Here is a 24866-nt window from a genome sequence, read left to right as displayed (position 1 = left end):
TGTCTGCTAATAAGCGCAAAGACCATTTTGCAAAACCTTTTGGGGGTTGACTACAACAAAGTGTTACTAATTTTGCCTCTGTATCACCATCTATTTTTGTTTCATAAACTCGTTGCGTGGGGCGCCTTTCCAATACTGCCTCAATGCCTTCTTCCACAAATCTTTTTTTGACTCTGTCTATTGTTCGCATGCCAACTTTCAGCACCTTGCTTATTTGTTCATTAGTAATCTTTTCAGAATACTTGCCTTCATCACAATTTATTAGAATGTAAGCAGTACGAAATGTTTTAGAAGTATGCGAACCTTTGTTTATTATTGCTATTAAGTCTTCTCTTTCTGACTTAGTCAGGTGAATCGTATATTTTATTGCCATAGTTTTTTTATGGCAAAGATAATAAATATTTACGTCATTTCATACTTAACTTAACACTAGTCGGAACGGGTTGTATGGGTTTATGCGGCGAAGGTCCGTTAGTAAAAATTTTACCCGATGGAACGTTATACAAAAAAGTTGATGCAGAGACTGTTAAAAAAATTGTGCGAGATCATCTCATCAATCAGCAAACAGTAAAAGAAAATGTAATTGAATTATCGCATCCGTTTTTTGCGAGTCAACAAAAAATTGTTCTGGAAAACTGCGGCGAAATAAATGCCGACAGCATTGAAGAATATATTGCAACAGACGGTTACGAAGCGTTAGCGAAAGTATTGACTGGATTAAAACCTGAAGAGGTTATTGAGGAGATTCGGAAAAGTGGATTACGCGGACGGGGCGGCGCCGGTTATCCGACAGGTTTGAAATGGGGGATTGTTCGTAAAGCAGTGAGCGACAAAAAATTTGTGGTTTGTAACGCAGATGAAGGCGACCCCGGTGCATTTATGGATCGCAGTATTTTGGAAGGCGACCCTCATCGAATTTTAGAAGGTATGGCGATAGCCGGTTACGCTACCGGTGCGAGTCAAGGCTATGTTTATGTCCGTGCGGAATATCCGTTGGCTATCGAAAGATTAAAAACCGCGATTAAACAAGCTGAGGGGTTAGGACTTTTAGGTAACAGAATTTTTGAATCGAATTTTAATTTCAGGGTTGATTTGCGGATTGGAGCCGGAGCTTTTGTTTGCGGCGAAGAAACTGCTCTATTGAGGTCAATCGAAGGACGCAGAGGTCGTCCGCGTCCACGTCCGCCTTATCCATCCGAAAAAGGTTTGTGGGGAATGCCTACATTAATTAATAACGTCGAAACTTTTGCAAACATTGCACCGATTATTACCAGAGGAAGCGAATGGTTCTCGAAAATAGGAACTCCTAAAAGCGCAGGAACAAAAGTATTTGCTCTTGCCGGTCAGATTAAAAATACAGGTTTGATTGAAGTTCCTATGGGAATTCAACTTCGAAAAATTGTCTTTGAGATCGGTGGCGGCACACCCGACGGTACTGAGTTTAAAGCAGTTCAAACAGGAGGTCCTTCCGGTGGATGCATACCGGCAGAGCATTTGGATATTACAGTTGATTACGAAGCACTCGCAACAGTCGGCTCGATGATGGGCAGCGGCGGTATGATAGTTATGGATTCAACATCGAAAATGGTTGAGGTTGCAAAATATTTTATGGAATTCAGTGTCGATGAATCGTGCGGTAAATGTATTCCATGCAGAGTAGGTACAAAGCATATCCATTCGTTGCTTGATAAAATTTCAAAAGAAACAGCTACAATCGAAGATATACAACTACTCGAAGAACTCTGTGCGATGGTGAAAGACACAAGTCTTTGCGGTTTGGGACAATCGGCACCAAATCCGGTTTTTTCCACACTCCGATATTTTAGAAATGAATACGAAAAACTATTGAAGCCCGTCGAGAATTATGTTCCATCCGAAGAAATATCAAAAGAGAAATGAGGTAAAAACCGATTATGGCAATTTTAACACTTACAATAAACGGAGAACAACTAAGCGCTAAAGAGGATGCATCGATTCTTGATGTTGCAAGTGAACACGGAATTAATATTCCCACCCTTTGTCATTTAGAAGGTTTATCGGATATTGGTGCCTGCCGCTTATGTGTAGTAGAAATTGAAGGACAGTCGAGGCTTTTTCCAGCATGTACAACTAAACCTCATGAGGGAATGGTTGTTCGTACCGACACCGACCGATTAAAAAAATATCGTCGCATGATTATCGAGTTGCTTGCCTCAGAAGGAAATCATTCGTGCGCGGTGTGCGTAGCAAACAACAACTGCGAATTACAGGACTTAGCTTACGATGTGGGATTAGTTTACGTACGCTTTCCATACTTGTATCCTAAAAAAGATTTGGATGCGACTCATAAAGATTATGTGAACGACCGCAACAGGTGCGTGCTGTGCACAAGATGTGTCCGCGTTTGTCACGAAGTAGAAGGGGCGCATACTTGGGATATAGCCGGCAGAGGAATAGATTGTGAAATTATATCAGACTTGAATCAGGCGTGGGGCACGTCGAAAAGTTGTACTGGATGCGGCAAGTGTGTTTTCGTATGTCCCACGGCAGCATTATTTGAAAAAGGATCAACGATAGCTGAAATGGAAAAACGTCCTGAGTTTTTAAAATACATAGTAACAGCGCGGCAGAAACGTGAATGGATTAATATCGAGGAGGATTGATTATGAAACCAAAAGTAGCAACAGTATGGTTGACCGGGTGTTCGGGTTGTCACATGTCGTTTCTTGACCTCGATGAACGCCTGATAGAACTTGCCGATAAAATGGAACTTGTCTTCTCGCCGATAATTGATATAAAAGATTTTCCTAAAGATGTGGATGTTACACTTGTTGAAGGAGCAGTATCTAAAGATGAGGACGAACATTTTGCGCATATTATAAGAAGGAATTCGAAGTATGTCGTATCCTTTGGAGATTGTGCGGTAATGGGAAATGTAACTGCAATGCGCAACAGATTTAGCAGCGCAGAAATCTTGAATCGTTCGTATCTCGAATTAGCTGAAAGTGTAGGAGTTGTTCCGAGCGATTATAACACCATAGCAAAAATGCTTCCTTCTGCCCGTCCTCTTCACGAAATTATTAAAATCGATGCTTTTATTCATGGTTGTCCACCCACAGCCGATCAAATTTGGTTTGCAGTAAGCGAGCTTTTGGCTGGACGGTTACCTGTGTTTTCAACAATTTATTTAAGATATGGTTAATATAATTACAATAAAACCGGTTTCGCGGATCGAAGGTCATGCGAAAATAACTATACACCTCGATGATAAAAATAATGTAAGCGATGCACGTTTCCATGTGGATGAGTTCCGTGGTTTTGAAAAATTTTGTGAGGGTCGCCTGATGTGGGAAATGCCCGGCATTACATCACGTATTTGCGGAATATGTCCAGCAAGTCATCTTGTAACTTCAGCTAAAGCGGGAGACGATATTTTAGCGGTTGCCATACCCGAGACTGCAGAGAAACTACGCCGGTTGTTGACACTTGCACAATGGACACAATCGCATGCACTCAGTTTTTTCCATCTCTCGTCCCCTGATTTTTTGTTGGGTTTCGACTCCAATCCGTTGAAAAGAAATATTTTCGGGTTGATGGAAGAACACAAGGATTTTGCGCGACGAGGAATCAGACTTCGAAAGTTCGGACAAGAGATAATCGAAATTTTAGGCGGCAGAAAAATTCATACACCGTGGACTGTAGCCAGTGGTGTCCGCGAAAAATTTGATGCATCTAAAAAGGATTATTTACTAAATTGGATTCCAGAAGCTAAACAAACAACTTTAGAGGCTCTTAAAACTTTAAAAAAAATTCATAAAACATTTGAAAAAGATATTCCAAACTTTGGCAACTTCAGATCGTTATTTATTGGGTTGGTAGCTGATGATGGAGCTTTAGAATATTATGATGGTAAGTTGCGCGTAATGGACAGCGATGGAAATATCATAGCCGATAAATTAAATCCGAAATTATATTACGATTATTTCGGTGAAATTTCGGAAACTTGGTCGTATCTTAAATTTCCTTATTACAAACCGTTAGGTTATCCTAAAGGAATGTTCCGTGTTGGACCGCTTGCCCGTGTTAATATATGCGATTATATAGATACTCCGCTTGCTGAATCCGAACGGAAAGTTTTCAAATCAATCGCCGGCGATTCGGGAACTGTTAATAATTCCTTTTATTATCATTACGCACGTCTCATCGAAATTTTATTCTCAGTAGAAAAAATTGAAACCCTGCTAAACGATCCGATGATTTTAAGCGACCATATCCGGGCTAAAGCTATGGTAAATCGTGAAGAAGGGGTTGGCTTCTCCGAAGCCCCGCGTGGTACTCTGTTTCATCATTATTGGGTTAACACCGATGGAGTAATTCAGAAAGTAAATATGCTAATTGCTACTGCTCAAAATAATTTGGCTATGAACCGAACCGTCAGGCAACTGGCTATTCAATATTTGGATGGGTCAAAAATTACTGAAGGTATGTTAAACAGGATTGAAGCGGGTATCAGGTGTTTCGATCCGTGCTTGTCGTGCAGCACCCATTTGTTAGGTAAAATGCCTTTGCAGGTTCAGTTGTTCGATGTAGAAAATAATTTAATTGATGAAGTCAAAAGGTGAAAAAGACTTTAGTCATTGGTTATGGCAATACTTTACGTGGCGATGACGGTGCAGGAATCGTAGCCGTTGGTTTACTAAAAAATATTTATCCTCAATTTCAATTTTTAACACTCCATCAGTTAACTCCCGAATTAATACAAACTATATCTAATTACGAAGCTGTATATTTTATAGATGCAAGCATCGAGGTCAGTGTAATTACTCAAGTCAAGCTTCAACCTGAAATATCAACAGAAATATTAAACACACATTTTGTATCGCCTCAAAACATATTGAATGCATGTCTGCATTTATATGGCAGAGTTCCCGATGTTATTATTTTATTCCATATACCTGCTTATGAATTTGATGTTTCGGAAGAACTATCCATTTCAGTACAAGAGAGATTGAAGGAATTTATAAATTATTTTACTGCAAGTGTTGAGGTATCGCATTGAATATTGAATAAGAATATTATTATTATACAATGAAAGTTGTGTTTAATTATCCTTCTAATTCTCAAAAATGAAATTTATTTTTCTGTTTCTTATCATAATTGTAATAATTTTTCCTGTAAATCATTAAAATTGAGTGATTTAGATATTATTTCACTTGGCATATATATTGAAATTATTCAAATAAAAGTTTTCATAAATAAAACAGTTAAATGAAATGAAAATATTAAAATTACCCAAAACGAATTTCAAGCTTTTTATGGAAGGACTGCAAAACTACGGGGAAGTGCATGTCCCAAAGAGAAAAAGTAATCAATCGTTCGTCTTCGGTCCGATGGAAAATACTTCAGAAATAGCCATGGATTATTTACGAACTATCAATCCACCTAAAAAATATTTTTTCAAACCGAAAGATACGCTATTCAACTTTAGCAGCACCAAAGGTTTCACGGAGGTGATTGAAGATTCGGATAAAAAAATAGTATTATTCGGATTACATCCTTGCGATATACATGGTTTAAAAATATTGGATATTGTTTTCGGAACAAATTATCCCGATAAATATTATTTTGCACGCCGGAAAAATGTTGTTGTAATCGGACTAAGCTGTATGCCCGATGATAAGTGTTTCTGCCGTTCGATGGGTACAGATGCCACTGAAGACGGCTTCGATCTTTTCTTGTCTGAACTCAAATCTTCTTACTTACTTACTGTTGGTTCAAGTATCGGTGACGATATATCAACCGACTTTAAACATTTATTAGCAGAGGTATCAAAAAAAGATACCAACGAATATCTAAAAATCCGTAAGGAGAGAAAAAACAGGTTCACACTAAGTTTAGATACATCCGACTTACCTTACATACTTGAGCTGCAGCGCGAAAGCGAAGTGTGGGAAGAGCTTGGTAAAAAATGTTTATGCTGCGGCAGTTGTTCGATGGTGTGCCCAACTTGTTCGTGTTTCAATGTTTACGATATTCAAAATTTAATAACTGACAGTGGCGAAAGAGTTCGTCAATGGGATTCGTGTTTGTTTAAAGATTATGCTGTTGTTGCAGGCGGACATAATTTCCGTGTGAACCGTGCCGACCGTGTCCGAAACCGGTATTACGATAAACAAAACGGTTTTGTATCGCAATACGGAAAACCAAGTTGCACGGGTTGTGGCAGATGTATTCAATACTGCCCAACAAAAATTCATGTGGTCGAAGTGTTTAACAAAGTTAGAGGAGAAGCATAATGGATCGTCATTCTCATTTAAATTATTCTACAAATGCTCGTGCATCAAACGTAATGATGCCCGACCTTGCACGGCTTGTTCGTGTAATTCCTATGGTCGAAGATAACTATATGTTTTTATTCAGGTTTGAAGATCCTGCTTTGAACGATAAATTTTTATACAAACCCGGTCAGTTCGCAGAAATCACAGTTATCGGAACGGGCGAAGCTCCCATCTCCATCAGTTCAACACCAACGCGAAAAGGTGTACTCGAAATGTGCATCCGCCGAATGGGTCGAGTAACAAATGCACTTTATAATTTACCTGAAAATTCGTTAGTCGGAATTCGTGGTCCTTATGGTAACGGCTATCCGGTTGAAGAAATGAAGGGACACGATATTTTAATTATTGCCGGCGGACTTGGAATGGCTCCACTGCGTTCGTTACTGAATTATATACTTGATAATCGCAGCCAGTTTGGTCGGGTCGTTTTAATGTATGGGACAAAATCTCCCGACGACGTTTTGTTCAGGGATGAAATGGAATCGCTGATGCGCCGAACAGACCTCGAGTGTCTGTTGACTGTTGAACAGGCATATCAATATCCGGGAGCTCATCCGTGGCGCGGTAAAATCGGTATGGTAACAGAACTATTTCAACACGTAAAAGATTTAGATGTACAGAATACTTATGCCGCCGTTTGCGGACCGCCAATTTTTTATAAATTTGTATTAGATAAATTGTTAAAACTTAACTTTTCGAAAGACCACATTTTAATGTCTTTAGAACGTCGTATGGAGTGTGGTGTCGGGAAGTGCGGACATTGTGCCATCGGATATAAATACACTTGCATAGATGGTCCTATATTTAGCTATTGGGACATTGTAAATATGCCCGAGTTAATCGAATTTTAAAATGGAATCGACTATGGAAAATAACAAACCTAAAATTGGAATTTTTGGATTAACATCCTGCGCCGGCGATCAATTGGCAATCCTGAATTGCGAAGACGAATTAATTCATTTAGCAAACGCATTGGATATACGCGATTGGGAAATGGCTCAAACAAATAATGATAACACAACTCTATTGGATATTGCTTTCGTTGAAGGTGTAGTAGCCCAGTCGCGCGACCTTGAAGCGCTCCACGCAATTCGTAAGAGAGCTAAATTGTTGGTTGCAATCGGAACTTGTGCGGTATGGGGCGGAGTTGCTGCAATGAAAAATCAGATTCCACGAGATATTCTAAAAAGAGAAGTGCATGGCGAAGAAATTAATATTCTTGATTCGATGCCCGCTCTTCCTGTAAAGTCCTTTGTAAAAGTCGATATACAACTTCCGGGCTGTCCGATTGAGAAGGATCAGTTTTTACAGGTTGTAACTTCACTGCTGCGGGGCAACCTGCCCGAGATTCTACAATTTTCAGTTTGCAGCGAATGCAAGATGCGCGAAAACGCTTGCCTCGTAATTGAGCAAGGCGAGGTCTGCTGCGGTGCTCTTACATTATCCGGCTGTAATGCACGTTGTCCGAGCCATAATATTCCTTGCGGTGGTTGTCATGGACCGATTGAAGAAGCCCATTACGATGCAAACGTTACAATGTTTAAAACGCACGGAATAACTAAAGACGATATCGAACAAAAAATGGCAATGTATGCTGCACCTGCCTGGATTCCTGATAAATTGTTAGCCGAAAAATAAATGGAGAAACGAATGGAAAAAGATAGAATAATATCAATCCCGCACTTAGGAAGAGTTGAAGGACACGGCGGTATTGAAGTTGAAATTGAAAATGGTAAAGTTACACGTGTTAATATGGATATATTCGAGGGTTCACGTTTTTACGAAATGCTGATTGTCGGGAAAAAATTTACCGAAGTATCTGCAATCGTTTCGCGTGTGTGCGGCATTTGTTCCGCAGGACATACTTTAACATCTCAAATGGCAAGCGAAAATGCGCTCGGTATAAAAGTTACGCAACGAACAGAAATTCTAAGAGCTCTATTACTTCACGGCGAAGCAATTGAGAGCCACGCTCTGCATCTCGGATGCCTTGTCCTTCCTGATTTATTGGGCTACGACGGTCCTCTCACAATGGCAAAAGATTATTCGGCTGAAGTAACGGTCGCATTAAATTTAAAAAAATTAGGAAACTCAATTCAAGAATTAATTGGCGGCAGAGCCATTCACCCAATTAATGCTATCGTTGGTGGATTCGGACGCATTCCCACAAAAACTGAATTATTGCAACTCAATTCAGAATTGCAAAAGGGACTTGAGCTATCGGGGGCGCTCGTTGATCTTTTTTCGAAAATCCGTCTTCCTGAATATACAACCCACACCGGTATTTATGCGGCACTCGAACCCAAGCAAGACCGCTACAGTTATTTAGGCGATTACATACTAACTTCGGATGGGGTTAAGCGACCGATTGCAGAGTTTCGAAATATCTGCCACGAAAAAGTAGTGTCGCACTCAACTGCAAAACAAAGTTTGTACAACAGCCAGCCCTTTATGGTTGGCGCGCTTGCGAGGATAAATTTAAATTGGCAATTCCTCGGAGGCAAAGCAAAAGATGCGCAGCAAAAGTTAATTCCTAATTTGCCTTCGCATAACACGATGCACAATAATTATGCTCAGATGATCGAGTTGGTTCACTCTATCGAACGTTCTTTACAATTGGTAAAAATGTTAGTCGAAAATGGACTTGAAGATGAAGAACCGATTAAGTATGAAGTTAAAGCAGGTAAAGGAATCGGTGCAATCGAAGTTCCGCGAGGAACGCTGTATCACTATTATGAATTTGATGATGAAGGAAGAATTGTAGATGCCGATATTATAACACCGACTGCACAGAATTTAGCAAACGTCGAAAAAGATATGCGTGGGGCAGTTGAAACTTTAATAAACGAACCTGTAAAAGCAATTCGAAGCAGCTTGGAACACATTGCCCGCGCATACGACCCCTGTATTTCCTGCGCTACACATTTAGTTGAGGTAAAAATTAAATAAGAATGAATTCAAAAGATAAAATTTTGGTTGTAGGTGTTGGCAATATATTGCTGGCAGATGAGGGATTTGGTATAATCGCTCTTTCCGAATTACGAAAGAAGATGACATGTGGTGATGTTGTAATGTTTGATGCAGGAACTGACATCTATAAAATTATGAATTTAGAAGATCACTTTCAGAAGATAATTGTTCTCGATGCGGTGAAACAAAAACAACCGGCTGGAACTATCTATCGGTTACCTCTTGAACAAATTGAAATAGAGTCGGATGCAAAATCATCACATCAAATAAAAGTTATTGACGCTCTAAAACTAATGCATATTACAATAGATGATTTCAAGGAAAGCGAAATTATTATTATGGGGGTTGAACCCGCCAAAATAGAGTATTGTGTTGGTCTGTCGAAAGATGTCGAAAGAGCGTTAACTTATTTTGTTGACTTGGTAATCGAGGAAATTGAAAATGCACGAAGCATCGTTAGCCAAGAATATAATTGAAATTATTTCAGCCAATACTGAACTTACTAACGGAGTTCGTATTAAAAAAGTAAATCTTCGTGTAGGAGAACTTGCAGGTATTTATTATGATTCGCTTCAGTTTTATTTTACTGAAATGAGTAAAGGAACATCATCCGAAAACGCTGAATTAATTTTTGAAAATCTTCCAATTGTTGGAAAATGCCGGGAATGCACTAACGAATTTCCACTGCAAAATTTTGAAATCAATTGTCCTAAATGCGGCTTATCGAAATTTGATATCATAAGCGGCAACGAATTTGAAATTGTAAACATCGAGGTAGAATGATGGGAATTGTAACAATCGAGCAAAAAGTATTAAAAAAGAACGACGAGATAGCAGCCGATTTGCATAAACGGTTCAACGAAGCCGATGTTTTTACGGCAAACTTAGTTAGCTCGCCCGGCTCCGGCAAAACAACGTTGTTAGAATGTACACTAAAATTTATTTCCCCGGCGCTCTCGGTTGGTGTTGTCGAAGGGGACATACAAACTAATTTGGATGCCGAACGAATTTCGAAATTCAATATTCCTGTAACTCAAATTATCACGAATGGTACTTGCCACCTCGACGCACGTATGGTGGAAGAAGCGGTTGATAGACTACCACTGGACGATTTAGATATTCTATTTATAGAGAATGTTGGAAATCTGGTTTGCCCTGCGGCTTACAACTTAGGCGAACACGCCCGCATCGTGATTATGAGTGTAACAGAAGGTGAAGACAAACCTCTAAAATATCCTGCAATGTTTTTAAAAAGCTGTGTAATGATATTGAATAAAATCGATTTACTCCCTTATTTGAAGTTCGATAAAGATTTGGCGAAGCGTAATGCGCTCAGAATAAATCCGGATTTGAAAATATTTGAAACCTCCTGCTACAACAATCACGGAATTTTGGAGTGGTGCGATTGGCTGACTAACGAGCTGAAGTTGAAAAGGTGTAAATAGTAGGGTCTAAAGGGGGATGGGGAATGTTGACTATTGACTAAAAATTGTTATATTAGCCTCAAAATAATATGGCAAAACAAAAAAACAATAACATAGAAGAACCCCTCGAAAAGAAACTCTGGAAAGCCGCCGACAAGCTCCGCAAGAACATGGATGCAGCCGAATACAAGCACATTGTATTGGGCTTGATATTCCTGAAGTATATCTCGGATGCGTTTGAAGAGTTGTACCAAAAGCTTGTTGCACAGCAGAAGAGCGAAGGCGCAGACCCGGAAGACAAGAACGAATACACCGCTGAGAAAGTCTTCTACGTACCGCCATCTGCACGTTGGAAATGGCTGCAAGGCAGAGCAAAGCTTCCCACAATTGGCAAAGATGTTGACGATGCAATGGAGGCGATAGAAAAAGACAATCCCGCAAGCCTGCGCGGTGTTCTGCCAAAGGTGTTTGCACAGGAAAAATTGGACAAACAAAGTCTTGGTGGTTTGATCGATCTTGTTGGCAGTGCTGCTCTCGGCACAAAAGAAGCACAAAGCAAAGACGTGCTCGGCAGAGTGTTTGAATATTTCCTTGGTGAGTTTGCGCTCGCAGAGGGAAAGAAGGGCGGACAGTTCTACACACCCGGTAGTGTTGTACGTTTATTAGTAGAAATGTTAGAGCCATACGAAGGCAGAGTGCTTGACCCGTGCTGCGGCAGTGGTGGTATGTTTGTGCAAAGCGAAAAGTTTGTAGAATCACACAGCGACTACTACAACCCGCCTGCCGGACGGGCAGGGAAGCACAACGGCAAGAAACTTACACTCAATCCCAAAGACCGCATTTCCCTTTACGGGCAGGAAAGCAACCAAACCACATGGCGATTGGCGAAGATGAATCTTGCCATTCGAGGCATTGACAGCAGCAACGTGAAGTGGAATAACGAAGGTTCGTTCCTCAATGATGCACACAAAGATTTGAAAGCTGATTATATAATTGCCAATCCGCCGTTTAACGACAGCGATTGGAGCGGCGAACTGCTGCGTGACGATGCACGATGGAATATTTTAGGAGAGAAGCTGCCGCCACCTGCGGCAAATGCGAATTATGCTTGGATACTTCACTTTTTGTACCACCTTGCACCGTATGGTTTGGCGGGATTTGTATTGGCAAAGGGGTCACTTACGACTAAAACCAACAACGAAGGCGATATACGCAAAGCGCTGATTGAAAATGACTTGATTGACTGCATAGTAAATCTGCCAACCAAATTGTTTCTCAATACACAGATACCTGCATGTCTTTGGTTTATGCGAAGGAACAAAAAGAAGCGGGCACGGCAGATATTATTTATTGATGCACGCAACCACGGTTTCTTGATTAACCGGAAGAACAGGGATTTGGCACAGGAGGACATAACGCAATTTGCCGGTACCTACCATAATTGGCGGACGGGTGAAGGAGAGTACAATGACATCCCCGGATTTTGCAAGAGCACTACGATTGAAGATGTAAAAGTAAAGGACTATGTTCTTACTCCCGGAAGATACATTGGTTTGGCTGATGATGAAGATGATTTTAATTTTGCAGAACGGTTTACGCAACTGAAGACAGAGCTTGAGAAGCAGATAGCGGAGGAAAACGAACTGAATCAGAAGATACGAGAGAATATATCAAAGATTGTTATTACGGAGGCGAAGGGGGAGGGATGAGCGGCAAGGAAATTATCAAACCGGAGAACATCCAACAACGGATTTTCACTTTGCGCGACAGACAAGTGATGTTGGATAGTGACCTTGCTGAGCTATATGGCGTTAAAACAAAAGTCCTCAACCAGGCTGTTAAAAGAAATTTAGAGCGATTTCCGGAAGAATTCATGTCCCACCTTACTGAGAAAGAGTATGATCTCTTGAGAACGCAATCTATAAATTTGGTATCGGATACTTTAAGGTCACAAATTGTGACCTTAAAGAGCAAAAGGGGAAGACATAGAAAATACCTGCCATATGTTTTTACTGAACAGGGTGTAGCAATGCTTTCAACGGTTTTGAGAAGTGAGACAGCGGTGAACGTCAGCATTCGGATCATGAAAGCGTTTGTTGCTATGCGACGGTTTCTCATGACAAACGCCCAAGTCTTCCAACGGCTCGACCAGCTCGAACTTAAGCAGATAGAGACGGATAGAAAAGTCGATAAGGTACTCACGGCTATAGAGGGTAAACAAATTCAACCCAAACAAGGTATTTTCTTTGAAGGACAGGTTTTCGATGCATACCAATTCGTTGCTAACCTTGTCCGCTCCGCAGAAAAATCAATCGTGGTTATAGATAACTATGCAGATGATACGGTGCTGACTTTTTTTTCGAAGCGGAAAAAGGGAGTTACGCTCACAATACTCACGCAAAACATATCGAAGCAGCTTGAGCTGGATATAAAGAAGTTCAATGATCAGTACCCCAAGGTTGAAGTCAAGGAGTTCTTCGTATCGCATGACAGATTTCTGATTATTGATTATCGCGAAGTGTATCACATTGGAGCGTCACTAAAAGACCTCGGTAAAAAATGGTTTGCTTTTTCAAAGATGGATTCCGGGACTGTTAAGATGCTGGAACACTTGAAGAAAGAAAATCTGATATGAGTGAGTGGAAGGAATATAAGTTTTCTGATTTTGTAGACATCAATCATCCGGTAAAATTGCAAAAAGGTGAAATTTATTCGTTCGTGGAAATGAAGGACCTTAGTGATGGACAGAAGTTTTGTTTTCCGAATGCTACGAGACAATTATCTGGAGGTTCAAGGTTTGAAAACGGCGATACGCTCTTTGCACGTATAACTCCCTGTCTTGAGAATGGTAAGATCTGCCAGGTTCGAGAACTAAAGAATGGAGTTGGTTTTGGCTCAACGGAGTTCTTAGTTTTCAGGGGTAAGCAAAATGTATCCGATACTGATTTTATTTTCTACCTATCACGATGGGATGAAGTCAGAGGATTTGCTGAAATGAATTTCGATGGTACTTCAGGACGGCAAAGAGTTCCTAAAGAAGTTTTTGATAATCTTTGCTTGGAACTTCCTTATTTGCCCGAGCAACGCTCCATCGCCTCCATACTCAGCAGCTTAGATGACAAAATAGATTTGCTGCACCGACAAAACAAAACCCTTGAAGCATTGGCTGAAACATTGTTCAGGCAGTGGTTTGTAGAAGATAAAGTTTGGAATGGAAAATTATCAGAGTATATAAAAGTACAGGGTGGATTTGCTTTTAAGAGTGAGAAATTCAAAGAAGTGGGCTTTGCTGGAATCATAAAGATTACAAATATCAGTATGGGCTCTGTGGACATTAGAAATACGCAATTTGTAGATGAAGAAATCGTAAAAGATGTTGACGAGGATAAATTCAGAATAAGAACTGGTGATTTTCTAATTGCTATGACAGGTGCTGAGATTGGTAAAATTGGTATTGTGGAAAAGACTGACAAACAAATTTGGTTAAATCAACGGGTGGGAAAATTAATAGAAAAAGTACCTTACGGCAATTTAGTTGGTTACTTAGCATTAAAATCAAGGGAAGGACAGGAACATATCATGAACACATGTTCTGGAAGCGCACAAGAGAATATCAGTTCTTCTGGAATTGAAAACATGGACTTCGTTCCCTACTCAGAAGATATAGTAAATCAATTTGGTGTTGAAGGTAAGACGTTGTTCGAAAAAGAAATGTTCAACATGGAACAAATCCGCACACTCACACAACTGCGGGATAGGCTGCTACCAAAGTTGATGAGTGGTGAAATACGTCTGAACTATGATTCTTATGATTAAATGAGTTCAATGAAAAATTACAATCACAAGAATCATAAAAATCAGATAAATCATAGTTCAGACAATGATTAAAGAAGAATATAAATACTCGGCGCTTACAGAAAAGATTATTGGCTGTGCAATGACGGTTCATAAAACATTAGGAAATGGATTTCAGGAAGTTATTTATCAAAGAGCATTGGCAATTGAAATGAACATTGCCGGAATTGAGTTCAGCAGAGAATATGAGATACCTATTTTCTATCGTAACGAACAAATCGGAACAAGAAGAGTAGATTTTTTGGTAGGGGGAGTTGTCTCAGTAGAATTAAAAGCGATTACAAAATTAGAAGATGTGCATTTTGCACAAGCCATAAATTATCTGGAAGCTTATAATCTCGAAATAGGTTTACTAATCAATTTTGGAGAAGTGAGTTTGAATTTTAAACGACTCACTAACAAAAAATATAAAGTCTGAACTATGATTCTTATGATTAAATGATTAATATGAAAAATAAATATGGTATTCTAAATGAAAAATTATAATCATAGTTCAGACAATTGAATACGATCACTGAAAATAATATTGAAACCTTCGCCATCGAAATGCTACAGTCGTTGGGTTGGGAGTATTGTCACGGTTTGGCTATTGCTCCAGGTGCTGAATCTGCGGAACGAGAAACGTTCGAGCAAATCATACTAACCAATCGCCTGCGACGTTCTATTGCACGTCTCAACCCAGATATACCAGAGGATGCAAGAGAGCAAGCGATACAAAAAATCCTTCGCATTTACTCGCCTGATCTGCTACATAACAATGAAACATTTCATCAATACCTCATCGAGAAAGTAAAAGTCCCATACCAGCAAGATGGTTACGAACGAAGCTACGAAGTGGAGTTGGTTGATTTTAATAATCCGTTTAACAACGAGTTTTTAGTTGTCAATCAATACATAATCGTTGAGAAAAATCAGAACAAAAGACCGGATATTCTACTTTTCGTTAACGGTATTCCTTTAGTGGTTATCGAATTGAAAAATGCTTCGGATGAAACTGCCACGGTGCGAAAAGCATACGAACAAATCCAAACCTACAAAGCAACCATACCAAGTTTGTTCACCTACAACGAAATCTGCGTCATCTCGGATGGAATGGAATGCAAAGCAGGAAGCTTATCTGCGGGATTCAACCGCTTTATGACATGGAAAAGCCTGCCCGAACGCCCGCCTGCACGGGCAGGGCTTGGTCGGGCGGGCGCTGATGGAAGGAAAGAAGCGTCAAGATTTATTCCGCAATTGGAAATACTGCTAAAAGGCATGTTGAATCCAACTACGCTGTTAGACCTCATCCGCAACTTCATCGTATTCGAGAAGTCGAAGAAAACGGACACTAAGACAGGTCTAATGCAGGTTGTGACAGAAAAGAAATTAGCTGCCTATCATCAATACTATGCAGTCAACAGTGCGATAGAGAGCAGCATCAAAGCATCGGGCATAGATGGCAATAAAAAAGGTGGAGTTGTCTGGCATACGCAAGGGTCAGGGAAGAGTCTTAGTATGGTGTTCTTTGCCGGTAAGCTGATTACCGCTCCAGAAATGCAAAACCCAACCATCGTAGTCATCACCGACCGCAACGATTTGGATGACCAGTTGTTTGATACATTTGCAGCATCAAAGCAATTGCTGCGACAAGAACCAGTGCAAGCCAACAACCGACCACATTTGAAACAACTCCTAAATGTTGCGAGCGGTGGCATTGTTTTCACAACAATACAAAAGTTTTTACCGGACTCTTCGACAAGCTCAGAGTCCAGTTCGGTTTATGAACAGCTTTCAGATCGGAGAAACATTGTCGTCATTGCGGATGAAGCACACCGCACGCAATACGGCTTTGAGGCATCGCTTAAAGACGTTAAAGATAAAACTACTAAAGAAGTAATAGGTCAACGCATCGCATACGGTTTTGCCAAGTATATGCGGGATGCTTTGCCGAATGCAACATATATCGGATTCACCGGAACTCCTATCGAAGGAACGGATGTAAACACCCCGCAAGTGTTTGGTCAGTACGTTGACATCTATGATATTTCTCAATCGGTAGCAGACGGAGCAACAGTAAGAATCTATTACGAGAGCCGTTTAGCAAAAGTTAATTTGGATGAAGAAGGAAAACGGCTGCTTGAAGAATTTGATAAAGAGTTAGAAGAAGACGAAGAAATTACCGAGAAGCAGAAACTCAGGGCAAAGTGGGCACGGTTAGAAGCGATTATCGGAAATGAAAATCGGCTTGCGAATCTTGCCCGTGATATTGTATCGCATTTTGAACTGCGGCAGGAAGTTGTTGAGGGCAAAGCGATGATTGTTGCGATGAGTCGGCGTGTAGCAGTTGACCTCTACAACGAAATCATCAAGATAAGACCCAATTGGCACAACGATGATTTAACAAAAGGCGCAATCAAAGTAGTGATGACTGCATCGAGCGATGATGGTCCGGTAATGCAAAAGCATCACACAACAAAGACGCAGCGACAGGGCTTATCTGATAGGATGAAAGACCCCGATGATGATATGAAAATGGTAATTGTCCGTGACATGTGGCTTACCGGCTTTGATGTCCCGTGCCTGCATACAATGTACATCGACAAACCAATGCGGGGACATACACTTATGCAAGCCATTGCGAGAGTGAATCGGGTTTTCAAAGACAAGCCCGGTGGTTTGGTAGTAGATTATCTTGGCATTGCAACTGATTTGAAGAATGCATTGAAGTTTTACGCAGATTCAGGAGGCAAAGGTGATCCAACTGAAACACAAGCACAAGCTGTAGCATCGATGCTTGAAAAACTTGAAGTCGTGAGGCAATTGTTTACTGAGACGAGCAAGACAAGAAAAGATATTCTGGTAGCTGAACCTTTGGCGTATTATCCGGGAAGTACAGGATTTAACTATAAGCGGTTCTTTACTGGCGATCCCAAAGAAAAACTCTCCATAATCCTGCAAGCAGAGGAACATATTTTGGGATTGCAAGATGGAAAGAGTCGCTATGTGAAAGAAGTAACATTGCTTAGTCAGGCGTTTGCTTTATCTATTCCACACTTGTCAGCTCTTGCAATTAAGGAAGAAGTAGCATTTTTCCAGGCAGTGAGAGCAAGGTTAGTGAAGTTTGAAGGACCGGGTTCAGGTAAATCATCCGCCGATATTGAATCTGCGATTAAACAAATTGTGGATTCAGCACTTACCTCAGACAAAGTTATTGACATTTTTGATGCAGCCGGAATTAAGAAGCCGGATATATCGATATTGTCTGATGAATTCCTATTGGAAGTGCAAGGGATGAAGCATCAGAACCTCACGCTCGAATTATTGAAGAAGATTCTGAACGATGAGATTAAAAGCCGAATGCGAACGAATCTTGTAAAGAGCAGGAAGTTTCTAGAAATGCTCGAAGCATCAATAAAGAAGTATCAAAACAACTTGCTGACGACTGCTCAGATCATTGAGGAACTCATCAAGATTGCTAAAGAGATAAAAGAAGCAGATAAAGAAGGCGAGAAACTCGGGCTGACAACCGAGGAAGTTGCTTTCTACAATGCTCTGGAAGTGAACGATAGTGCAGTGAAGATATTGGGTGACGAGACATTGAAAGTAATCGCCAAAGAAATTGCAGAGAAAGTTCAAAAGAATGCTACCATTGACTGGACGATCCGTGAAAGTGCCAGAGCAAAGCTTATGGTTTTAGTGAAACGTACACTAACGAAATATGGCTATCCGCCAGATAAACAACAGAAGGCAATTGATACAGTGTTGAAACAAGCGGAGTTGATGGCGGAGTATCTGATAGAAAACTGATTGTTAATATCAAAAAATCTCAATCACACCGGGTCTATATGCACAAAAACTTTATTTATTTCATTCATCGATTCAAGTTCTCGCTGAACAGCTTTACCAATATCATGCGAAGTTTTTGTGTCTAAATTTTTATCTACCTCAATATGTATTTCAACGTGAAAGAGATTTCCAACATAATGCGATCTTAAATCGTTCACCCCTTTAACATTCGAAACTTTTAAAGTTCTTTGCACAACATCTGCCAAAAGTTTTTCGTCGGCGGCGTGTGCCATCAGGTATTTAATATTGTCGCGTGCAATTTCGTAACCTCCTTTTAAAATAACAAAGGAAATCAAAATTCCTCCAATCCCATCAAAAATTGGATAACCAAGATAACTTATTCCAATCGCTACAAGTGCAAACGATGATGCAATCACATCGTTCAAGCTATCGACGGAGCTTGCAAGTATAACAGGACTTCGATGTTCTTTTCCCACTTTCTTGAAATGGATAGCCATAATAGATTTTAATACAATCGTAAAAGCAATTACTGTGAACGGCAGCCAATTAATATTTGCGACTGTCGGATGGAATAAGCGTATAACCGATTCTTTGATAAAATTAAAACCTACAACACCAGCAAGTATTGAATAGAGAAGTCCTGCTATCGGTTCTGCTGCCTGATGACCGAACGGATGATCGTTGTCGGCTTTCTGCTGGCTGACCTTCACACTGAAGATTGTTGCTATGGAGGCAACAATGTCCATCAACGAATTAAATGCATCGGAAATCAGGGCTATGCTTCCGATGTATAATCCAACTATAATTTTTATGATGAATAAAAATAGGTTAGAGAAAAAACCAATGAAAGATGCTCGTGTTCGTGCTGTTGCCATAAGTTTAATCCTGTTGAGTTTCGAGACTTCTGATTTTTTTATATACTTCGATTGCTACTATGAATCCTAAAACAATCAAAGCAGATGAAATTATTATCAGCATAAAATTTTGTTGCGGAAGATACAGCCAAAATAGTTGATATATCAGCGCTGCTTCAGTTGTAATCAGCATAAAGATTGCCGGTATGAGTGTAAATTTTCGTGGGCGGCGGAAAGCAAACCAGTAAGCTGTTACAACAAACAACGCTAGCGATGCTACGAGTTGGTTCGATGCGCCAAATACCGGCCATATCGTTTTCCAATTTCCACCTATTGTCAGTATATATGCGAGAATCAATCCTATTGCTGCTGCAATATAACGATTATTAAATACTTTTATTTTTGTACCGATTGATTCCTGAACTATGTAGCGAGACAGACGCACGGTTGTATCTAACGTCGTAAGTATAAATGCGTTTAGCATCAACACACCGAAAGAAATTCCTATGAACAAAGGAATTCCCAGAGAATTAAGGACTAACCCGAAAGCTGTTCCGAATGTAATGTTGACGCTTTGGTTTAATAAATTCTGAAATACGAACCCTCCCGTAGTTCCGAGGGGAATAGCTTCCCAATGCAGGACGCTTCCAATTAAAACTACCACTAAAAGAGCAAGCGCTCCTTCTGTAAGCATCCCGCCGAAAGCAATTTTTTTCGCCTCTGATTCCTTCCTTAATTGTTTAGCTGATGTTCCGCTTGCAACCAACGAATGAAATCCTGAAATTGCCCCGCAGGCAACCGTGATGAACAAGATGGGCCAAAGAGGACCGGTCGAACTATCGAACGAAATGAAGGCGGGAGCATTAATTATAGGATTAGCAACGAATATTCCCAAGAAGCCAAATATCAGACCGGCTAACAACAAATACATCGAAAGGTAATCGCGAGGTTGAAGCAAAACCCAGACTGGTATTACGGCGGCAATAAATGCGTATGCAAAGGATAAAAGAAGCCATGTTTCATAAGGTGCTTTTATTGGATAGTAATCGCCTAAAAGGATTAGGATAAAAATTATTCCTATAGAAATAAGTGTTGAGGTAATCAGGTTAATGTTTTTCCTGTAAACAAGATAACCAAAACTTATCGCTAAAAATATCAAGCCAATTGTAGGGATGGCTATCTCCGGTTTTTCTGTTAAAGTTTGTGCGGTCAAAACTGCGAAGACTGTTTGAACAAGTGCAAGGGCAAGCCAAACAAATACAGTAAAAATCCAGCGTGCAGTTTTCGATACGGACTTTTCTGTAATATCTGTTATTGATACTCCTCTGCTTCTTACGGATGCCATCATAGTTGTATAATCGTGAACTGCTCCCATAAAAACAGTTCCAAGCAAAATCCATATTAAAGTTGGCAGCCAACCGAAAAGCGAGAATGCTAAAATTGGTCCAACGATTGGACCTGCACCTGCTATCGAAGAAAAGTGGTGTCCAAAAAGGATAGGTGCTTTTGTGGGAACATAATCCTGATTATCGTTTAACTCGGTTGCAGGAGTCGGAATGGCATCGTCTGGCTGAACTACTTTTGTTTCAATTTTTTTTCCGTACCAGCGATAAGCAAATATCAACCATCCGATACCGATTAATGCAATTATTGATGCACTCATTTTAATTTGTCTAAATAATTTTTACAAAAATAAAGATTAATTCATTAAATTCAAATTAATTTGAATTTTTAGCTATTTTTATTATCTTCATAAAAATTTCACAGGACTTTAATGCCAATATTTATTACAGGTTCAACCGGCTTCATCGGAAACAAGCTCGCTTTAAAACTTGCAAATCGAGGCGAAATAATCCACGCTCTCTGCCGAAAGACTTCCGATGTATCAACACTAAAACATCCGAATATAAAAATATTTTACGGCGATGTTACTGATTATGCGATGATAACCGAAGCAATGCAGGGTTGCGAATACGCCTATCATCTCGCTGCTTACGCGCGCGGTTATGCAAAAGATAAAGATGAATATTTTAGGATTAATGCAGAAGGAACGAAAAATATTTGTGATGCTGCTTTGAAAACCGCAATAAAGAAAATCGTAATTACATCAACAATCGTTACTTTCGGACCGACCGGAAAAAATCCCGAGTCCGAAACAATCAAACGGAACGAAAATATATTTTACACAACTTATGAGCACTCAAAATATCTTGCTGAAAAAGTAGTTGAAGAATATATAAAAAAAGGACTGAATGCAATTACCGTAAACCCAACACGTGTTTTCGGTCCCGGCTTGATGAACGAAAGTAACTCGGTTACAATTATGATTCAAATGTATATGAAAGGGAAGATGCGTTCAGTTTTAGGAGATGGGAACGGTATTGGCAATTACGGTTACGTTGACGATATGGTAGATGGGCATATCGCTGCAATGGAAAAAGGATGCGTTGGCGAAAAATATATTTTAGGCGGCGAAAACGTTTCATACAATCAATTTTTTCAGATGATAAGCGAAATTACACGGAAAAGATTTCTCCAATTTAAGATACCTTATCCTCTGGCAATAACTTTTTCAAAATTTGAGGAGATGCGAGCTAAACTATTTGGCGACACCCCGTTAATTACTCCTGAGTGGGTAAAAACATTCGCATTAGATTGGGCCTATTCATCGAATAAAGCTGAACAAGAACTCGGTTATAAATACACAACACTTCGCGAAGCGATGCGTCAAACAATTGATTGGTTAAACAAACAAAAGTAGGAACTGCTTATGCTAATAAAGAAATTTATATTCGGAGAAGAAATTAAATTCGAAAAGGAATTTGTAAAGCCCACAATTATTCTTCTGATGGCTGCAATTATTCCCACACTGCATACTTATATTGGCTCGCGGGAATTTTTTATTAATGCCTATAATGCAACGATTGCCGATGAATCAATTTTACAATGGTATTCGGTGATTTATTTTTTTATTGCTGCTTTTGTTTTATTAGGAGTAATTCCGGCGCTCGTTACGAAATTCATTCTAAAAGAAAAATTAACTGATTATGGTGTTCAACTTGGCGACAAACGGAGAGGTTTTGTAGCAGTTGCAGTTTTATTCCCTCTTATTGCCTTTGCCTTTTTACTCCCTGCCGCATATCAAAAAGAGATGCGCGATTTTTATCCCTTGTTTAAAGGTGCGTTAGAAGATATATCGATATTCCATACCATGGAAATTACACGTGGTCTATTTTTCTATACCGCTTGGGAGTTTTTCTTTCGCGGTTTCCTACTTTTCGGTATGCGAAAATATATCGGCGATTGGAATGCAATTTTAATCCAAACGATACCGTCGTGTCTGTGGCATTTAGGTTATCCAGCCGGCGAAATATTTATGTCCATACCCGCCGGAATTATGTTCGGCGTCCTCGCTTTGAGAACACGCTCAATCGTCTATCCGTTTTTGCTTCATTGGTTAATTGGAATCGCTTTAGATGTTTTTATCTTAATTACAAAATAAAACTTGCTGAATGAAAATTAGATTATCCTCACCTGAAAATTCTTCCGCATTAGGCGGAGTTAAAGCACTCGACATTTTAGTAATCTCATTCACGGGTTTGTTACTGCTTCTTGCCGTCATCTTCTCATCAAAAGTTAATAATTGGGAAATTGTTTCACGGAATTTATTTATAATTGGAGTTTTATATTTTCTTGTTTCAAATGTTATAGGGAAAATCAATCTGAACTTTTGGCAAATATTTGCTCGTGGCGGACTTATGGCTGCAGTAAACGGGTTGTTATTTTCCGAAATTCAGCATCTTCAACATATTTTTGTGAACGGTTGGATGGATCAACAATTAATTGATTTGGATAAGAAATTGTTCGGAATAGAATTAACTATGGCATTGGATAAGATCACTGTGCCCTGGTTGACCGAGGGAATGATGTTCGCATATACCGTTTATGTTCCGCTTATAGTTTTAGTTGCAGTATTTTGTTATTTGAAATCAGGGAAACTCGCCGGTGAGGATTATTTATTGAATTTAACACTCGCATATTTTCTATCTTATCTTGGTTTCCTAATTTATCCAATCGCAGGACCATTATTTTATCAACCTGAAGTTTACAAGACACCGTTAGAAGGAGGATTGTTCACATACTTTGGCGAGTGGATTCGCACGAATGCACATTACCCAGGTGGCAATTTACCAAGTCCTCACTGTGCCGCAGGAACGGTTATGTTGGTAATGTTATACCGATACAATCGAAATTTGTTTTTTGTGATACTGCCAATTATATTACTTTTGTTCATTTCCACAGTTTATGGCAGATATCATTATGCGATGGATGGAGTGTTAGGAATTATTTTAGCATTGATAATTACGAAAATTACAAGTAAACGATTTTAATAACAACCTATGGAAAATATTTTATGAACTATTATATCAAATCATTACTACTATTGATCTTTTCTCTCTCCGTTAGCTTCGGACAATATGCGGGTTTCAAAAATTTTGAAATTGTAGAAAGCGTCCCGATTGAAACTTCCTTCGATAATCCTGACGTGCGGAATGCTTATGAAGTATGGTTGGAAATGATTAACGGAGCAAAGAAAACTCTGGATATCGAACAATTTTATATCTCAACCGAACCGAACGAACCTCTTGAAGATATTTTACGATCGGTTATCGAAGCAGGTAAGAGAGGCGTAAAAGTACGTATAGTTGCTGATGCCGGGATGTATAAAACTTATCCACAAACGTTGGATATGTTGGGAAAGCAGAAAAATATTTCTGTCCGCCTAATTGATTACAGAAAAATATCTGGCGGTGTGCAGCATTCAAAATATTTTATAGTGGATGGAATGGAAGTATTTTTAGGCAGTCAAAATTTCGACTGGCGAGCTCTTAAACATATTATCGAGCTTGGTTTTAAAATAACAGATGAAAAAGCTGCCAAAATTTATACAGATATTTTCGAAATCGATTGGCAGTTGAGTTCACCAGATAGTAATGAAGCGAAGAGGGGGGTAGTTAAGAATAAATATTCAGTACCCTTGCAAATTGTGGAAAACTCGGATACCATTAAATATTATCCAACCTTTAGCTCGATTAATCATATTCCTGATAAAAATTTATGGGACGAAACACACTTAATAAATTTGATAGATAGTGCAAAGAACGAATTATTTTTTCACGTCCTTACCTACTCTCCAATCTCACGGGGAAAAGAATATTATGCAAATCTCGATAACGCTTTACGACGTGCGGCAGTCAGGGGTGTGAAGGTTCACGTTATGACTTCCGATTGGTCGAAACGCAAACCGACTATCGATCATTTAAAAAGTTTAGCGGTGATACCAAATATCGAAGTTAAAATGAGCACTATCCCTGAATGGTCGGGTGGATTTATTTCTCATGCGCGCGTTGACCATCGGAAAATACTAATTATTGATGACGATCGATGCTGGCTTGGAACGAGCAATTGGGAAAAAAGTTATTTTTATGCCGGCAGAAACATTGGAGTGGTAGTGCAAAACCTTAAAATCGTTAAAAAATTAAAAGAAATTTATCTAAAAAGCTGGAATGGTGAATATAGTTATAACATAAAACCTGAAATTGAATACACCCCGCCCAAAATTGGTGAGTAAAATAAATTCCTCTACCTATTGATTT

23 protein-coding genes and 1 pseudogene are annotated in these 24866 nt (G+C 39.6%); 21 read left to right on the top strand and 3 right to left on the bottom strand.

What is annotated here, in order from left to right; genetic code table 11:
- On the bottom strand, positions 1-373 hold a 373-nt coding region (locus QME58_04280), incomplete at its 3' end, for a helix-turn-helix domain-containing protein (protein MDI6803050.1).
- A gap of 50 nt (positions 374-423) precedes the next feature.
- Here QME58_04280 and QME58_04275 point away from each other — a divergent pair.
- From QME58_04275 to QME58_04195, 17 genes and pseudogenes are all read left to right on the top strand, one after another.
- Positions 424-1899, top strand: a pseudogene (locus QME58_04275) (NADH-ubiquinone oxidoreductase-F iron-sulfur binding region domain-containing protein).
- Positions 1900-1913: 14 nt separating this feature from the next.
- Positions 1914-2642 (top strand): bidirectional hydrogenase complex protein HoxU, encoded by a 729-nt coding sequence (gene hoxU / locus QME58_04270; protein MDI6803049.1) that lies wholly within the window; start codon positions 1914-1916, stop codon positions 2640-2642.
- Positions 2643-2644: 2 nt separating this feature from the next.
- Entirely contained in the window at positions 2645-3181 is a 537-nt protein-coding gene (locus QME58_04265; GenBank protein ID MDI6803048.1) for an NADP oxidoreductase, read from the top strand.
- Positions 3174-4601 (top strand): Ni/Fe hydrogenase subunit alpha, encoded by a 1428-nt coding sequence (locus tag QME58_04260; GenBank protein ID MDI6803047.1) that lies wholly within the window; start codon positions 3174-3176, stop codon positions 4599-4601. Before QME58_04265 ends, QME58_04260 begins: the two co-directional genes overlap by 8 nt.
- A complete protein-coding gene (locus tag QME58_04255; GenBank protein MDI6803046.1) occupies positions 4598-5038 on the top strand; it encodes a hydrogenase maturation protease in 441 nt (146 codons plus the stop codon). The genes QME58_04260 and QME58_04255 overlap by 4 nt, the downstream gene beginning before the upstream one ends.
- Positions 5039-5252: 214 nt before the next feature.
- Positions 5253-6275, top strand: coding sequence for a 4Fe-4S dicluster domain-containing protein (locus QME58_04250; protein ID MDI6803045.1), 1023 nt, complete (start codon positions 5253-5255; stop codon positions 6273-6275).
- Positions 6275-7168: an FAD/NAD(P)-binding protein gene (locus tag QME58_04245; protein MDI6803044.1), complete on the top strand. Its 894-nt coding sequence runs from the start codon at positions 6275-6277 to the stop codon at positions 7166-7168. The genes QME58_04250 and QME58_04245 overlap by 1 nt, the downstream gene beginning before the upstream one ends.
- Before the next feature lie 13 nt (positions 7169-7181).
- Positions 7182-7955 carry an NADH:ubiquinone oxidoreductase gene (locus QME58_04240; GenBank protein ID MDI6803043.1) on the top strand — a complete coding sequence of 258 codons (774 nt, stop codon included), beginning with the start codon at positions 7182-7184 and terminating at the stop codon, positions 7953-7955.
- 12 nt (positions 7956-7967) lie between these two features.
- Complete coding sequence (locus QME58_04235) at positions 7968-9266, top strand: Ni/Fe hydrogenase subunit alpha (GenBank protein MDI6803042.1); 1299 nt, start codon at positions 7968-7970, stop codon at positions 9264-9266.
- A gap of 2 nt (positions 9267-9268) precedes the next feature.
- Positions 9269-9763: a hydrogenase maturation protease gene (locus QME58_04230; protein MDI6803041.1), complete on the top strand. Its 495-nt coding sequence runs from the start codon at positions 9269-9271 to the stop codon at positions 9761-9763.
- Positions 9729-10070 carry a hydrogenase maturation nickel metallochaperone HypA gene (locus QME58_04225; protein ID MDI6803040.1) on the top strand — a complete coding sequence of 114 codons (342 nt, stop codon included), beginning with the start codon at positions 9729-9731 and terminating at the stop codon, positions 10068-10070. The genes QME58_04230 and QME58_04225 overlap by 35 nt, the downstream gene beginning before the upstream one ends.
- Positions 10067-10732 (top strand): hydrogenase nickel incorporation protein HypB, encoded by a 666-nt coding sequence (hypB, locus tag QME58_04220; GenBank protein ID MDI6803039.1) that lies wholly within the window; start codon positions 10067-10069, stop codon positions 10730-10732. The genes QME58_04225 and hypB overlap by 4 nt, the downstream gene beginning before the upstream one ends.
- A gap of 68 nt (positions 10733-10800) precedes the next feature.
- A complete protein-coding gene (locus QME58_04215) occupies positions 10801-12420 on the top strand; it encodes a class I SAM-dependent DNA methyltransferase (protein ID MDI6803038.1) in 1620 nt (539 codons plus the stop codon).
- A complete protein-coding gene (locus QME58_04210) occupies positions 12417-13346 on the top strand; it encodes an ORF6N domain-containing protein (protein ID MDI6803037.1) in 930 nt (309 codons plus the stop codon). The genes QME58_04215 and QME58_04210 overlap by 4 nt, the downstream gene beginning before the upstream one ends.
- Entirely contained in the window at positions 13343-14527 is a 1185-nt protein-coding gene (locus QME58_04205) for a restriction endonuclease subunit S (GenBank protein MDI6803036.1), read from the top strand. Before QME58_04210 ends, QME58_04205 begins: the two co-directional genes overlap by 4 nt.
- A 64-nt stretch (positions 14528-14591) precedes the next feature.
- Positions 14592-14984: a GxxExxY protein gene (locus tag QME58_04200; protein MDI6803035.1), complete on the top strand. Its 393-nt coding sequence runs from the start codon at positions 14592-14594 to the stop codon at positions 14982-14984.
- Positions 14985-15067: 83 nt separating this feature from the next.
- Positions 15068-18355, top strand: a complete 3288-nt coding sequence (locus QME58_04195; GenBank protein MDI6803034.1) for a type I restriction endonuclease subunit R — start codon at positions 15068-15070, stop codon at positions 18353-18355.
- A gap of 23 nt (positions 18356-18378) precedes the next feature.
- Here QME58_04195 and QME58_04190 read toward each other — a convergent pair whose 3' ends face one another.
- Together QME58_04190 and QME58_04185 are read right to left on the bottom strand one after the other, a co-directional pair.
- A complete protein-coding gene (locus tag QME58_04190) occupies positions 18379-19230 on the bottom strand; it encodes a cation diffusion facilitator family transporter (protein MDI6803033.1) in 852 nt (283 codons plus the stop codon).
- 4 nt (positions 19231-19234) lie between these two features.
- Entirely contained in the window at positions 19235-20872 is a 1638-nt protein-coding gene (locus QME58_04185; GenBank protein MDI6803032.1) for a carbon starvation protein A, read from the bottom strand.
- Between the two features lie 111 nt (positions 20873-20983).
- On the opposite strand from QME58_04185, the gene QME58_04180 reads away from it, so the two are divergent.
- The 4 genes from QME58_04180 to QME58_04165 are packed head-to-tail and all read left to right on the top strand — an operon-like array spanning position 20984 to position 24841.
- Positions 20984-21970, top strand: a complete 987-nt coding sequence (locus tag QME58_04180) for an SDR family oxidoreductase (protein MDI6803031.1) — start codon at positions 20984-20986, stop codon at positions 21968-21970.
- A gap of 9 nt (positions 21971-21979) precedes the next feature.
- The gene (locus tag QME58_04175; GenBank protein ID MDI6803030.1) at positions 21980-22711 is read left to right on the top strand and encodes a CPBP family intramembrane metalloprotease; all 732 of its coding nucleotides are present in this window, start codon (positions 21980-21982) and stop codon (positions 22709-22711) included.
- Between the two features lie 10 nt (positions 22712-22721).
- The gene (locus QME58_04170) at positions 22722-23600 is read left to right on the top strand and encodes a phosphatase PAP2 family protein (GenBank protein ID MDI6803029.1); all 879 of its coding nucleotides are present in this window, start codon (positions 22722-22724) and stop codon (positions 23598-23600) included.
- Positions 23601-23623: 23 nt separating this feature from the next.
- The gene (locus QME58_04165) at positions 23624-24841 is read left to right on the top strand and encodes a phospholipase D-like domain-containing protein (GenBank protein ID MDI6803028.1); all 1218 of its coding nucleotides are present in this window, start codon (positions 23624-23626) and stop codon (positions 24839-24841) included.
- Positions 24842-24866 lie beyond the last annotated feature (25 nt).

It is taken from the genome of Bacteroidota bacterium (assembly GCA_030017895.1).
Taxonomy (GTDB): Bacteria; Bacteroidota; Ignavibacteria; order UBA10030; family BY39; genus JASEGV01.
The sequence above is the reverse complement of the archived record's forward strand: the minus strand, read 5'-3'. Positions and strand labels throughout refer to the sequence as shown.

Bases quoted from the DNA above. Each gene is read 5' to 3' on its own strand.
- hoxU (MDI6803049.1), top strand. From the start codon at position 1,914: ATGGCAATTTTAACACTTACAATAAACGGAGAACAACTAAGCGCTAAA.
- QME58_04265 (MDI6803048.1), top strand. From the start codon at position 2,645: ATGAAACCAAAAGTAGCAACAGTATGGTTGACCGGGTGTTCGGGTTGT.
- QME58_04260 (MDI6803047.1), top strand. From the start codon at position 3,174: ATGGTTAATATAATTACAATAAAACCGGTTTCGCGGATCGAAGGTCAT.
- QME58_04250 (MDI6803045.1), top strand. From the start codon at position 5,253: ATGAAAATATTAAAATTACCCAAAACGAATTTCAAGCTTTTTATGGAA.
- QME58_04245 (MDI6803044.1), top strand. From the start codon at position 6,275: ATGGATCGTCATTCTCATTTAAATTATTCTACAAATGCTCGTGCATCA.
- QME58_04240 (MDI6803043.1), top strand. From the start codon at position 7,182: ATGGAAAATAACAAACCTAAAATTGGAATTTTTGGATTAACATCCTGC.
- QME58_04235 (MDI6803042.1), top strand. From the start codon at position 7,968: ATGGAAAAAGATAGAATAATATCAATCCCGCACTTAGGAAGAGTTGAA.
- QME58_04230 (MDI6803041.1), top strand. From the start codon at position 9,269: ATGAATTCAAAAGATAAAATTTTGGTTGTAGGTGTTGGCAATATATTG.
- QME58_04225 (MDI6803040.1), top strand. From the start codon at position 9,729: ATGCACGAAGCATCGTTAGCCAAGAATATAATTGAAATTATTTCAGCC.
- hypB (MDI6803039.1), top strand. From the start codon at position 10,067: ATGATGGGAATTGTAACAATCGAGCAAAAAGTATTAAAAAAGAACGAC.
- QME58_04215 (MDI6803038.1), top strand. From the start codon at position 10,801: ATGGCAAAACAAAAAAACAATAACATAGAAGAACCCCTCGAAAAGAAA.
- QME58_04210 (MDI6803037.1), top strand. From the start codon at position 12,417: ATGAGCGGCAAGGAAATTATCAAACCGGAGAACATCCAACAACGGATT.
- QME58_04205 (MDI6803036.1), top strand. From the start codon at position 13,343: ATGAGTGAGTGGAAGGAATATAAGTTTTCTGATTTTGTAGACATCAAT.
- QME58_04200 (MDI6803035.1), top strand. From the start codon at position 14,592: ATGATTAAAGAAGAATATAAATACTCGGCGCTTACAGAAAAGATTATT.
- QME58_04190 (MDI6803033.1), bottom strand. From the start codon at position 19,230: ATGGCAACAGCACGAACACGAGCATCTTTCATTGGTTTTTTCTCTAAC.
- QME58_04185 (MDI6803032.1), bottom strand. From the start codon at position 20,872: ATGAGTGCATCAATAATTGCATTAATCGGTATCGGATGGTTGATATTT.
- QME58_04180 (MDI6803031.1), top strand. From the start codon at position 20,984: ATGCCAATATTTATTACAGGTTCAACCGGCTTCATCGGAAACAAGCTC.
- QME58_04175 (MDI6803030.1), top strand. From the start codon at position 21,980: ATGCTAATAAAGAAATTTATATTCGGAGAAGAAATTAAATTCGAAAAG.
- QME58_04170 (MDI6803029.1), top strand. From the start codon at position 22,722: ATGAAAATTAGATTATCCTCACCTGAAAATTCTTCCGCATTAGGCGGA.
- QME58_04165 (MDI6803028.1), top strand. From the start codon at position 23,624: ATGAACTATTATATCAAATCATTACTACTATTGATCTTTTCTCTCTCC.